Source organism: Maribacter sp. BPC-D8, from assembly GCF_035207705.1.
Classification (GTDB): Bacteria; Bacteroidota; Bacteroidia; order Flavobacteriales; family Flavobacteriaceae; genus Maribacter.
In genome coordinates this window covers 622,812-636,558 of sequence record NZ_CP128187.1, presented here as the reverse complement: position 1 = coordinate 636,558, position 13,747 = coordinate 622,812, and the positions used below count along the sequence as shown (strand labels likewise).

Below are 13,747 nucleotides of genomic sequence, written 5' to 3'. Positions count from 1 at the left end.
ACCACTAATAAATAACAAAAAAAGCTCAAGAATCTGTTTTTTTAATCTATATGCTTAGAATAATATTGCCTCAGATTAAAGAAGAATTTGTTTGTTTTTCACCTCCGTTCTTCACAAGAAGGGGAAGTCTATATTTGTTTTAGTCACTGGTATTTTTTGATTACTCTACATCAACGCATTTTTTAAAATAACTTCTAATTTCTATGTTTTATGTAGCTTAAATTATGTATAATTTATTTGTTATATATTCGTTTTAACAGTAATTAAACCTGAATTATATGGCAAACAAAATAGCATTATTACTTTTATCGATGATTTTAATACTATCATGTAATAAATCAGAAGAAAATGTGCCAGAAATAAAACCAATCGCAACTTACACTGTAAATTTTGACACAAATGGTGGTAATGCAATCGACCAATTAAATATAAAAGAAGGCAATAATATACTTAAACCAACTGACCCTACAAAAGCATGCCTAGATTTTGAAATTTGGTATACTGATCAAGATTTAACCAACGTATTTGATTTTACTACCCCAATAACAAGTAATATAACATTGTATGCGGGTTATAAAGAAAATTTGATGCCTATCGATAGACTTGAGCTAATCAAATTAATAGCCTGCGGAGTTGTACTAGATTTGATTAACACGAGTAATGTAACTGATATGAATCGACTTTTTTTTGGTGACAAAACATTAAATGGTAGTATATCAGATTGGGATGTTTCTAATGTTACCGACATGTCTGAAATGTTTTCTAAAAATGAGACTTTCAATCAAGATATAAGTAATTGGGATGTTTCTAAATTAGTAGATATGTCTGAAATGTTCAGTGAGGCGAAAGCTTTCAATCAAAATCTTAATAGCTGGGATGTGTCTAATGTTGTAAACATGAATCTAACATTTTCAAGAGCTTATATTTTTAATCAGAATATAAGTGGTTGGGATGTTTCAAAGGTTCAGGACATGTCGTATTTGTTTAATCAAGCAGTTGTTTTTAACCAAGATATTAGTGCTTGGAATATTACTAAAGTTAAAGACATGGCTGGAATGTTTAGTGGTGCAACTGCCTTTGATAATGATATTACAAATTGGGATGTGTCTAATGTGAATAATATGAATGGTATGTTTTCATTTAATACGACATTCAATCAAGATATTGGGGGGTGGAACGTATCCAATGTGACTAACATGGCTAGTATGTTTTTAGGTGCTGAAATTTTCAATCAAGATATCAGTAACTGGGATGTTTCCAATGTGGTGAATATGAATGTAATGTTTGCTCAAACTGATGATTTCAACCAAGATATTGGTGGTTGGAATGTCTCCCAAGTAGTTGGAATGAACGGCACTTTCTTTAAAGCAAAATCTTTTAACCAAGATTTAGGTGATTGGGATGTTTCTAGTGTTCGTTTTATGCCAGAAATGTTTAAAGGCAGCCCATTTAATTTTGATATAAGTCGTTGGAATGTTTCCAATGTGGAGAATATGTTCGAGATGTTTCGTCAAGCGGTATCTTTCAATCAAGATTTAAGTACTTGGAATGTTTCCAGTGTTCAGAATATGTCTGGTATGTTTTCTCAAACAGATGAATTCAATCAAGATATTAGTAATTGGGATGTATCTCTTGTTACTAATATGCAATTCATGTTTTCTGAAGCTAAGTCATTTAATCAAGACCTTAGTGCTTGGAATATGGTTAATGTCGGTAACATTTCGAGAATGTTTTCAGAAGCTTCTAATTTTAATCAAGAAAATATAAAATCATGGAATATTCAAAATACAACATTAATTGAAATGTCCCTATTTGGTACAGCAATGCCTTTAACTTTTCGATTTGATAACCTACCAGATGAAAGTCCATTTTAAATATGGATAAACATTCAATTCTTTTTTTAACTATTGTTAATTCGAACAAGGGATACTTATGTCCACGTTCATATTAGGCTAACAAGTTACTTAACCATCTTATATGCCAACTAATACAAAACAAAAAAACCATCACTTTTCTGTGATGGTTTCTATATCAAAAGCCTAAATCTTACGACTTGGTTTCCTTTATTGTAATCAGTTAAGAACCAATTGACACTTTTTATCTTAACACAACTAGTTATCTACAGCGTCAACGATATGTTCCCAATTCATTTGCTTAGCATAGTCGAATGCAGTTTTTCCTTTTTTATTTTTCATGGTTTTGTCCGCACCCAATTCTAATAAAATATCAATGGTGGTTTTATTACCAGCAATAGATTCTCTATGCAACATATTATTACCATTTTCATCTATTACCTCAATTTCATTCGGATTTTCCTTAAAGAATTCACGAGCTTGTTCTGCCATATTTTTAGCCATTGGATGTTCTAAAAGATTCTCTGGATGTTCTTTTTGTTCAAACACTACTTGAATATCGTTGAAGTCTCCAAAATCGAGTCCCCAAGCATTATCATGGTTTTTTCTTTCTTTCTCACTCATATTAGAACGAAGAACTTGAATCGTATAACCACCGTAAGTTTTTCCCTGTATAGCCAGCATCCAATCGCTTATTTCATCTAATACTACCGATACGCTATCGCCAATAGCAACATTTGTTAATTCATTTGGAGCGTTCATTAAAACCCCATTAATTTTTTCTCCATCAAAATTAATCTCATTGATCCACATATGTTCAACAATAGGATCTTCCAATTCATTAACTTTTTGCTTGAAAGGTATTTTAACTATTGCCAAATCTTGCGCAGGAACTATTCGCCTATATTCCCAATATAACTCTCTCCAAAAATATTTAAAATTCTGTTGCGCCTTCAAATACGCGTCTTCCATTTTATCATCTTGTTGGGCATAGAATATTTCTTTCTCCTCATTTGATTCTTCTTTTTCGTTTTTGTTCCCAAATAGTTTTCCAAATATTCCCATTGATTTTTATCTATTTATCAAGGCTTAAACCAGCCTTTTTAAAATTTAATTCTGTTATTTATTTTGCAACTACTAGTCAAATATCTCACCAATAACTATAGCCGTTAACGACTTTATAAATATACACAGACCTTTCGGTTTTGTACTTATTAGCTATGTGTTATACACCGTGTTGTGTGCAGGTTTTCTCCATTCAGTTTTTAATTCAGTCCATTCCGCCCAAAATTGTCGAAATCCGTTTTGGTCAAATTCTTCATTGGGCACTTCTTTCTCATTTGGGTCTCCGTAAAAGGACTCTACTCTATCTGTAAAATCAAGAACGATATTTTTATATAGTTCAAATGAGATGATTGCAACTGTTCCTTTTTCTGTCGTTAGTTTTACGTAACCGTTTTCGTGTTTAATATTCCAATCAACACCTTCATTACAGCCTAAAATCGAAATATAATTTTTTTTCTCGTCTGGTATCATAAAATGTCCACAACAAGGTACTAATTGACTTCCAAAATCATCAATCGTATAATCAATTTTAAGAGTTCTCAGTAGATATAATCCAGTTGCTGTCAAAGCCCAAGAATCCGATTCCAAATTCGACAATATTTCATCTCCGATTTTTATAAATAAGACTCCATGAGAACATAAATCGGCTTTATCGTCAACTCCATCATCCTTTATCCAATGCTGTCTTAAAATCTTTATTTCAAATTCTTGGTTCGTCATTTCTAAAATGTCAAATACTAAAATACGCCTACAGATAAGCTTTAGTTTTAAACGGCATATAAATGCACCTATTTAGGTGCTTTATAAGCTAAAGATAAATGCATTACTTTAACTTCTAGACAGTCACGAAAAGAATGTATTATTTTTATTGCACTTTTTTCTATTTAGTTGAAATTTTTAAATCTCTATCGAACAGTTTAGAGAAAGTAATAGGTAATTCTCTGCCAGGCTTATAGTCGACCAATAATGTTTTTGAAATTTCTAGCCCACGTACTAAACTAGGGTAACAGGCTTATAGTATTTTCGAAATATTTTTTTTTACTCAGTTAATTGTTATTTCCTCCCTAAGATAATAGTGACATCATTTCCTACAAGGTTTACATGTTTTTCTTACAGTTTTACAACATTAATTATTAAAACATCCTTTTTGAGGTCATCTTTAATCTTTAATTAACCTAATCTTATTATGCCTACAAAATATTTTGTGTTTTTACTGTTTACGATGATGGTAAATTTTACCAGTATCGCACAAGAAGTAGAAGCCATCAATAAAAAAGGAAGCATAGTTACCGTAAATAATAATACGGTCACTACAGCTTTAACGGCACCCACCAACCCTATTGAAAATGATGTTTGGTTAGATACTTCAGATAATGAAAATACGAGACCTAAGATATGGACTGGCACAGCATGGGTAACTCTTGACTATACAGGTACCCCTGGATCTATTTTTTATACTGGTGCTACCAATAATCCTACTCAAGATAACAATAATCTTTTTTGGGACACAACCTCTTCAAGCCTAGGTCTGGGAACGAATACCCCAGATGCCAGATTGGATGTAGAAGGTGGCACTGTTCGCTTATCTGACTATGGCGGCGGCACTATTACAGGAACAGCAACCAATATATTGGCGGTAGAAGCCGACGGCGATGTTATTGAATTAGACGTAGCCAGCTTAGGAACGGACAACCAAACTGCGACCGAGGTAAACATCACAGATGTTGTAGACAATTTTACCGCGACCAATGTTGAAGATGCACTTACAGAATTGTATACAACAATTAATACTGTTGGTAATGCTTGGGGTGATCTAGGAAACTCAGGTACCGATGATACCGTAAATTTTATTGGTACTACAGATGATCAAGATTTAATTTTTAAACGAAATAATATTTCCGCTGGTATTTTAGACGCTAGCAATGCTGCCTTTGGTGTTAATTCGTTATCCGTAAACACAACTGGTTCTGATAATGCTAGTTTAGGACTTAATTCGCTTAGATATAATACGGATGGGAATAGTAATACAGCATTAGGTAAAGATGCTCTTTTGTCTAATGTTACAGGTAGCTCCAATACAGCTACAGGTACAGGCTCACTTTCTGGAAACACTACTGGTAGTAGTAATACAGCAACAGGTACGTTTGCATTAGCAGGGAATACCATAGGTGCGAGTAATACTGCGGTTGGTTCATTATCCTTAAATAAGAATATCGGAGGAAGTGAGAACACGGCTATAGGTGTTAATTCACTTACACAAAACACCTCTGGAACAAAGAATACAGCAAGTGGTGTATTTGCTCTTTTTGATAATACTACAGGAACTAACAATACAGTAAGTGGTTATGAATCTCTCTCATTTAATACTTCAGGAGATTATAATACCGCTTTGGGATCAAATGCGCTGTATTCTAATACTACCGCAAACGAAAACACAGCGGTTGGTGCAAATTCACTGTATTCTAATAAAACAGGAACTAATAACACCGCAATGGGAGCAAATGCACTTAATGCGAATACGACAGCAAGTAATAATACGGCAGTTGGTAAAAATGCTTTGCTAGTAAATTCTTCCGGAAGTAGCAATGTAGCCTTGGGGGTGTTAGCGCTTTCTACCAATAATGGGCATTATAATACGGCTACAGGAGCAAATGCTTTAGCTGCAAATACAACAGCAAGTTTTAATACAGCAAATGGTTTTAATTCACTTAATGCCAATACAACAGGAAGCAGCAATACAGGGCTTGGTGCAAACTCGCTTTTTTCTAATTTAACAGGTGCTGCTAATACTGCATTGGGTGCTAATTCACTTAATAGTAACCTTTCAGGAAGTAATAACACGGCAACAGGAAGTGGTTCTCTTAACGGTAATACAACAGGAGCTAGCAATACGGCAATTGGAGCAAATTCGCTTAATGGTAATACTACAGGAAATCATAATGTAGCAAGTGGTACAAATTCACTTTTCAAGAATACAACAGGAAGTGGTAATATAGCAAGCGGTGTAAATTCACTCTTCAATAATACAACAGGAACTTATAATATCGCATTAGGATTTGGCTCTCTTAATGGAAATATAGTTGGAAATTATAATATAGCTATAGGTGTAAATAGTTTACGAATAAATGAAGCGAGTCATAATACCGCAATTGGAACTAGTTCTCTTTTTGATAATACAACAGGAATTGGTAATACTGCATCTGGTTATAGTTCATTGCCAAATAATATCACAGGAAATTATAATACTGCCATGGGGTATCTTGCCTTAAATTTGAATACAACAGGAGATAATAATACTAGTCTAGGTTATCATTCTTCTAGAATACTAACTACCGGAAGCAGTAATATAGCTGTTGGTCACAGATCCTTAGACAATGTAACTACAGGAAGTAACAATATTGGAATAGGCTATTTGTCTAATGTTCCTAACGGTGCAGCTAACAATCAAGTAAGAATTGGTGGTACAGCAGTAACATATGCAGGTGTACAAGTAGCATGGACTATTACATCTGATAGAAGATGGAAAAACACAATTAATGACTCTAATCTAGGCTTAAGTTTTATAAATGAATTACGCCCAGTTTCGTATTACCGAAATAATGATGAAAGTGCTAAACTTGAATATGGTTTTATTGCTCAAGAGTTAAAAGAAGTATTAAAAAATAATGATGCAGAAAACAGCGGAATTATATCTGAAGATACGGAAGGCATGCTAAGCGTTAGATATAACGATTTAATGGCGCCAATGGTAAAAGCTATGCAAGAGCAAACAGAAGAAATTAAAGTATTAAAAGAAGAGAAGGCGGCAATAAATAAGCGTTTACAGGCTTTGGAAAAAGCCATTCTTGAGTTGCAAAATAAATAAACCAGGTATACATGGATAGTTATTTAGACACTAAACCATTATTATTTTAAACAGTGTTGGCACTAGTTTTGTTGTTTATAATCCAATTTTCAACAATTGGCCATATTTCTTTTTTTGAACTTTGAGATTTTAAAATTCGACTGTGATTATAGTTTTCTAAATTTCCATTTTCTTTTGAATAAAAAAGGAACTTATTTTCGTCGTTTTCAAAGGCTCTTAGAAATTTCTCACAACCTACTTTTGGTGCTATAAAATTATCGCCTTTTGCACAAATTGACAATATTGGTACAGTAATCTTATTCATTTCTTTTAAATAATCAAAACCATTTTCTCCAATAAAGTTCTTTTTTAAATTCCAATCAAACCATTGTTTCATTGTATGGTAACTTTCGCTATGTTCAGTTGAGCCAGCAGTTTTTGAAGGAACTTTTCCTAATAATGCCGTTAAATATTTACTTGACAATATTTTTATTCTACTACTTAATTTTTCTCCAGCTCCAAATGCTTGTACTCCAAATAGCGTAATACTGTTGATTTTTAAATTGTAATTCGGATTATTTATTAAAAACATTGTCAAAATAAGTCCACCAGCACTATGAGTTACACAATCTATATTTTTTAAATTCTGATTGTTAAATAGAAAACTGAATGTTGATTTAATGTCATATTTTGCAATAGTCTCAAAATTAAATTTTTGCTCTGACCTCGAGCTCTTTCCGTGATTTCTCCATTCCATAATCCAACACGTAAATCCTTTATCAGTCAGGTATAAAGCAATTCCATCACATATTTTTCTGTTAGAAAATGTTCCGTGAGTTAAAAAAATATGTTTGTTTAATATTTTTTCCGAATTCAATTTCCAAAGAGCAATTCTTTGATCATCCTCTGTTTTTATATGGTAAAGTTGTTCTTTCAGTGTTCGGTTTTAAATTAATTCTAACGGTTAGTATATACGGTAAAGCCAGACTTCGCCAATTTCGATAGCTAACGGGAATAATTGGCTCTCTTTTACTACTTAAATCACGTTCAGTTCTGTGAGACTGTAGGCTTACCCTTCTTGTAGGCTTCCCCTTCTTAGGACACCTCTAAATTCGATAAATAATTATTATTTAGGTCAGATTTGATGAAGAATTTAAATTCTTCATCAAATCTGGGCTTGAATTCTTTAGGTGATATATTACCTAATGATTTATGCGGATGGTTAAAATTATAATCCTCCCGCCAGTTATCGCTTATCTTTTGAAGCTGATAAATGTCATTGAAATAATAGGCATCCAATATGTATTCTCTAAAAAAAAGATTAAATCGTTCTATATATCCGTTTTGCATTGGCTTTCCCGGTTGTGTATATTTTATTTCTATAAAATTCTTTTTACACCAGTTCATAAAAGTCTTAGAGGTAAACTCCGGACCATTATCACACCTCACGTATTTAGGTGTTCCTATTTCATCTTTTAAATGATCCAATGTTTCAATTACGGCTCTCGCCGGATAAGAAAGTCCTGCATCTATTACCAGAGCTTCCCTGTTACAATCATCCAAAACATTAAATACACGCAACTTTCTGCCATCGGTAAGCGCATCGCTCATAAAATCCATACTCCAGCACTCATTTAGTGTTAAAGGTGTTTCCAAAGGTTGTTTTATACGTTTAACCAAACGCTTTTTATGTTTACGCCGTAGACAGAGTTTCATCTCGCGGTACACACGTAACACTCGTTTTCTGTTCCATTTTAAGCCTTCACGACGGATCTTGTAATAATATTCATCAAAACCTCTAGTTGGGTATGATTCCGCTAATGCTGTAAGCTTATCAATAACCTCGCTATCATCTTTCTTACTTTGGTAATACCACATCGATCTACTCAGGCCTACAACTTTACAGGCACGGATGATTGGAACTACAAACGTTTTGATAAGATACTTTACACGAACTCTCTTGTCGGAAGGCTTTAGAACTTTTTTGACAATACGTCCTTTAGCATCTTATTATCAAGACTCACATCGGCATACATCTGTTTGAGCTTATTGTTCTCTTCTTCAAGCTCTTTTAAACGTTTAAGCTGCTGTTGCTCCATACCACCGTACTTCTTGCGCTAATAGTAAAACGTGCTTTTATCAATTCCTAATTCTCTTGAAACATCTCCAACGGATCTTCCTTGTTCATTTTCTTTTAAACCCTTGATAATTTGACTCTCGCTAAATTTGCTGTTTTTCATCGTGACAGTTTGAATTTAAAGTTAGTAAATTCGAATTATGAACTGTCCTGTTTTTAGGGAAACCTACAATGTTAATAATAAAGTACTTTATGTTTAAGAAACTATATGTCTTAGTGGTCTTTTTTATGTTTTGTTTTAATTTTATTTTTAGTCAAAAAAAAATAATAATAGAATTTACTCCTGAATTAAATAAAGAATATAAATACAAAACTAAATCTTTAATAAAAATAAATAATGATGCTATTTTAATGCATAACATTTGTAAAACTTCTTTTATTAAAGAAAAAAATATTTACAAAACGCGAAGTGAATTTGAAACTTTTGAAGTTATTAATCGCGACGAGTTATTATTCTCTTTACAAAAGGAATTAAATAAAGAATCTAATAATGGGGAATTGTTTTTTACGGATTTTTTAAAAAATGAAAACTTTAATACTGTTTATGATGAAAAAGGAAATATTATTGAAGCCTGGAGTATTAACTCAATAAACCATAACGAGTATTTAGCAGAAGATGAAAAAGAAATTATTACTAAATTATTTGAAAATTTCAACCAAGGTGTTGATCCTTTTTATTTAAATAAAGAGTTTATTGTTGGTGAAGAATTTAAAATTAATAATTCCGTAATAATATCAAACCTAAATTCAAACACAATAGGTAAACTGGCATACATTAAAGATAATAAAGCGATCTTTAAAATAAAAGCAAACTATTATACAGCGATAAGAGATCGTAATAGAAATATTATTGAAAAGAAAGCGAACAATTTTGAGGCTGTATTGAGTTTAAATATTACTTCAGGAATACTTCATCAGTTTAAGTTTATTTTTGAATCTGGTGATACAAATATTGTTTTTTCATCTGCTTTAGATGGTGATACTTTTACAGAGCCCAGCGCTTATAAAAGAATCCGTTATTTTTATAAGGATAAGGGTAGTAATGTATATTTAAACCCTGAATTAATTAGTGAAGATTCTTTGAGAATAATGTTAGCAAAAAAGCACTTTAAAACAAAAGAAAGTGCTATTTCTAAAATAAAAAACAGCGAATTTCTTTCAATAAACAGAAACGACCTTGGTTATCATAAAAACTGTTTTTCTGTTGTTTCTAATTTAAATTTACTAGAATTGGATAGTAATATGTTTGTTACCTACAATAAATTAAAGGCTTACAATAAGAACAATGAATTATTATTATCACAAAACTTAGGTGCTTTTCAACACGACTTAATAAATCACCAATACGATAAAGAAATATCTATTTCGTATGACTATTGTAATTTAAAAACAATCGATTATATAGAAATAGATGCTACAATTAAGGGTTATTATGGTGCTATAAAAGAAGTTGAAATAAGTGACGAAAACAGCAAAGAATACGGAGTTAATAGAATAAATAAAAACGAAATAGAAATTAGTAATTCTACTAATTTTCATCTGTTTAAAAATCGTCATAATAATAATTTATTATCGATTAAAAGCATTAAAACAACCCCTTTCTCTCGTGCTATTAAGGAAGAGTATAACTTGAAAGACTTAACTTTAAATGACGTTTTTTTATACAGTAATGTATTAGAAAATAATAAAGATGGGTTTAGTACTTTCTATTTTGAAGAGGATGTTTATAAAATAGTAATATTGGTAGAAGACCAAAAAGTTGAAATAAATAAAACATTTAAGCTACTTAATTAAAATGTTAGTTTTTAAAAGCGTTTAAGAGTAATGCTTTATCTTCTTTTTTTAAATTTATATCTCTTGACTTTAATTCATGTATTTGCTTTAATACGTATTCATATGCTGTAAAACCTTTATCATCTTTTTTGTTAAAATCGCCTCCATTACTTTTTATAACTTTTACTACTTCTAAAATTTGTTTTAAGCATTCTGATTCATCATATGTAAATGAAGACTTTCCTTTTACTCTAAAACCCATAATTTCATTTGTATTACTAGCGATAGTATGCAATAGTGTTTTCCCTTCATTTCCTATAGTGTTTGGGTTAAAGCCCCTCTCTATCATCAGTGGTATTTTTCTTACTGAAGCATTATTATAAGAATCTTTATGTATATATTCAAATGCAATCATTTTTTGTGCTATGTTATTTTTATTATCAAGCAAGGTGTTGATGTTTAGCCCCCCTTCTAATAAAGCATCTGTAGCATCCATTTTATTATAAACTAAAGAATAGATCAGTAATGTGGCTTCATCATATGCTATTTTTTTATTTAACAAATAACTTACCATAGATGCCTCACTTCTAATTGAGGCATTAGCAAGCAGACTTTTTCCTCTATGTTTTTCTGTCTCAATATTTAATCCTAAAATTTCGAATTCTCTTATTACAGAGGCATTTCCATATCTAAAAACATTCCATAGTTTTCTTCTTAACGCATTGCATCTTTCCTCTTTATTTTCTATAGTATTAAAATAGTTGTTTATGTATTTGACATCCCTATAAGCAATGGCCTGATCGATTGTTATGGCTTTTGGAATAAATCCTTTACTTAAAAGATAATCGGCCACGTCTTGATACTTAAAATAAGTACCCCTTCTGCGACAAAAAGCACTATAAAAAGCGCCATTTTGTTGATTATATCCAATCTTATAGTTTATTTCTGTTAACAAAGCACCAACATTCAATAATGAATCTATTTTTGATTTTTCAGCATGATCAATAGCATGATATAATTTCAACTGTAGTTCAAAGTTTGGTAAGCTTTTGTAGAAGTTTACAATATTATTTTTTTGTTTTTTAGATATATTTTTTATTAAAAACTGTCCATGAAATGAAGGCGATGAAAACTTTTTGGTTTGATAAATAGTATCATTAAATACAAAAGCGTAAACTTTCTTAACATTTGCCGACGTTGCAAGATCTAAATCTAATACACCATCTGCATCTAGCTGAAGTGTTAGGTTATAGGAGTCATTTTCTTTTTCGACGATAATACTTTTAAAATTATTTACGGTTACAACTGGTTCTTCATATCCGTACTTATTTTTTTTCTCTTTAACATCATAAAATATTTTAGAGCTTTTTTTTCCTTGTTCTTGTAATTTAATTATAAAGTGATTTTCATTCGTATAAGGATTCTTATTGAATTCTATTTTTTCTTGAGCATTACTAAAAATAGTTGATAAAATTAATATCCTTAATATATATATATTCATTTGGCTTAGTTATTACACACTAAATTATAATTGTTTACTATTACTCCTCTTGCTTTTAGCTTACATAGAACATCATCATGATACCCTTCAAACGGCACATAGAATTCTTTCATTTTTTTAAATGATAATACTTTTTCAGGAACCTGTTTAAGTGTGAAATCGTTGATCATAAAACATTCTAAATCTTCATAGCTATAAATAATATCAGGTATTTTTGTAAAACTGTTATCTAGTAAATTTAATTTTTTTAAGTGCTTTAATTTTAAATTAAACTCACTCAAGTTATTCTCTCTTAAGTCTAAACTGGTTAAATTGACTAAACCATTTATAGCTAAATTATGTAATTCATTTTTAGAAAGATTTAACTTTTTTAATGATTGTAAATTATTAATTTCTTTTGGAAGTACTTCTAATTTATTGTTTGATAAGTTTAATACCTCACATTTTTTTAAATTTTTTATCGTAATAGGTAAGTTTGATAAAATCATATTAGATAAGTCAAGTGATTTTACTTTTGATAAAACTTTAAAATCTTGTTCTGTAAACTCAAATACAGGGTTTGATGAAAAATTAAGATATGCTATTGTTTTTTTGGGGAATAAAGGAAGGTTAACGAGTTCATTTTTACTAATATTTATAGAGTCTAACCTGATAAAATTTGAAACGTTTAAACCACTAAAATAATTATCCTTAATATTTAAACTTGTTAGTTGTTCTTGTTTTTCAATACCAGTTAACGCTTTTAATTTGCATTTTTCTAATTTTAAAACTTCAAGTTTATTAATATTACTAATATCAACGTTTAAGGACCAGCCAGGATTACTTAAGTTTAGATACTTTAAATTAACAGATAAGGGGGTGTACGTACCAGTAATAGCTGTGTTTGAAAAATCAAGATACTCTAATTGAGTTAATGAATTAAATAAGCTAATATCACCTTCTAAATATTTATTATCTTTAAATGAAATGTATTTTAATTTTTTTAATTCTAAAATTTTGCTTGGTATTTTTTTAAAATTATTTTCTGAAAAATCAATAGATTCAAGCTCTTTTAATGCTAAAAATTCTATTGGGATTTCACTTGAATTTATATATGATTTTATAATTTTTAATTCCTTTAAATTCTCTAATCTTCCAAATAAGTGAATAACCTTTTTAAGATACACTTCTTTTAGATGTAATTTTTTTAATTTCTTTAAGCCAAATAAGTTTCTTGACATCATCTCATGAATTTTTAAACCAGATAGCTTTAAGGTTTCTAAATTTGATAAATAAATAATAGAATTTGGTAAGCTGCTTAAATTAAAATTACTTAAATCCAATGTTGTAATCTTACAGTCTTCTATTACAAGTCCTTTCCATTGTTTATAATCGTTATCGAAACTCCAACCAAGTTTAGCTAATTTAGAATTTTCAGTAATCAAATCTTGTAAAAATTCTTTTTCATTATCACTAATACAACCCGCGCAAAACTGATGACTTATCAATAATAAAATTAAAAATATTTTTTTCATATAAGAATATCGTTTGTAGTTAACTTATTTTTTAGTTCGATTGTTTTATGTAAATCATCG

General features: G+C 30.5%; 10 protein-coding genes. 3 read left to right on the top strand and 7 right to left on the bottom strand.

Annotation, left to right across the window (positions count from 1 at the left end; genetic code table 11):
- Positions 1-278: 278 nt before the first annotated feature.
- The gene (locus tag QSV08_RS02675; RefSeq protein WP_324026345.1) at positions 279-1,874 is read left to right on the top strand and encodes a BspA family leucine-rich repeat surface protein; all 1,596 of its coding nucleotides are present in this window, start codon (positions 279-281) and stop codon (positions 1,872-1,874) included.
- A 237-nt stretch (positions 1,875-2,111) separates the two neighbouring features.
- Here QSV08_RS02675 and QSV08_RS02670 read toward each other — a convergent pair whose 3' ends face one another.
- Together QSV08_RS02670 and QSV08_RS02665 are read right to left on the bottom strand one after the other, a co-directional pair.
- The gene (locus tag QSV08_RS02670; protein WP_324026343.1) at positions 2,112-2,918 is read right to left on the bottom strand and encodes a DUF2314 domain-containing protein; all 807 of its coding nucleotides are present in this window, start codon (positions 2,916-2,918) and stop codon (positions 2,112-2,114) included.
- 153 nt (positions 2,919-3,071) lie between these two features.
- On the bottom strand, positions 3,072-3,638 hold the full coding sequence (locus QSV08_RS02665; protein WP_324026341.1) for a hypothetical protein: 567 nt from the start codon (positions 3,636-3,638) through the stop codon (positions 3,072-3,074).
- Positions 3,639-4,104: 466 nt separating this feature from the next.
- Between QSV08_RS02665 and QSV08_RS02660 the strand changes: the two genes are divergently transcribed.
- Entirely contained in the window at positions 4,105-6,783 is a 2,679-nt protein-coding gene (locus QSV08_RS02660) for a tail fiber domain-containing protein (RefSeq protein ID WP_324026339.1), read from the top strand.
- Positions 6,784-6,829: 46 nt separating this feature from the next.
- Here QSV08_RS02660 and QSV08_RS02655 read toward each other — a convergent pair whose 3' ends face one another.
- The 3 genes from QSV08_RS02655 to QSV08_RS20830 all read right to left on the bottom strand — a co-directional run bounded on the left by QSV08_RS02655 (position 6,830) and on the right by QSV08_RS20830 (position 9,002).
- Positions 6,830-7,639, bottom strand: coding sequence for an alpha/beta fold hydrolase (locus tag QSV08_RS02655; protein ID WP_324026337.1), 810 nt, complete (start codon positions 7,637-7,639; stop codon positions 6,830-6,832).
- A gap of 218 nt (positions 7,640-7,857) precedes the next feature.
- Positions 7,858-8,754 carry an IS3 family transposase gene (locus QSV08_RS02650; protein ID WP_324028343.1) on the bottom strand — a complete coding sequence of 299 codons (897 nt, stop codon included), beginning with the start codon at positions 8,752-8,754 and terminating at the stop codon, positions 7,858-7,860.
- Positions 8,755-8,879: 125 nt separating this feature from the next.
- Positions 8,880-9,002, bottom strand: coding sequence for a transposase (locus tag QSV08_RS20830; protein ID WP_416382050.1), 123 nt, complete (start codon positions 9,000-9,002; stop codon positions 8,880-8,882).
- An 89-nt stretch (positions 9,003-9,091) separates the two neighbouring features.
- Here QSV08_RS20830 and QSV08_RS02645 point away from each other — a divergent pair, with 89 nt between their 5' ends.
- Positions 9,092-10,693 (top strand): hypothetical protein, encoded by a 1,602-nt coding sequence (locus QSV08_RS02645; RefSeq protein ID WP_324026335.1) that lies wholly within the window; start codon positions 9,092-9,094, stop codon positions 10,691-10,693.
- Between the two features lie 4 nt (positions 10,694-10,697).
- Here the strand turns inward: QSV08_RS02645 and QSV08_RS02640 are convergent, their stop codons facing one another.
- A complete protein-coding gene (locus tag QSV08_RS02640) occupies positions 10,698-12,173 on the bottom strand; it encodes a hypothetical protein (protein ID WP_324026333.1) in 1,476 nt (491 codons plus the stop codon).
- Between the two features lie 5 nt (positions 12,174-12,178).
- On the bottom strand, positions 12,179-13,687 hold the full coding sequence (locus tag QSV08_RS02635) for a leucine-rich repeat domain-containing protein (protein WP_324026331.1): 1,509 nt from the start codon (positions 13,685-13,687) through the stop codon (positions 12,179-12,181).
- Positions 13,688-13,747 lie beyond the last annotated feature (60 nt).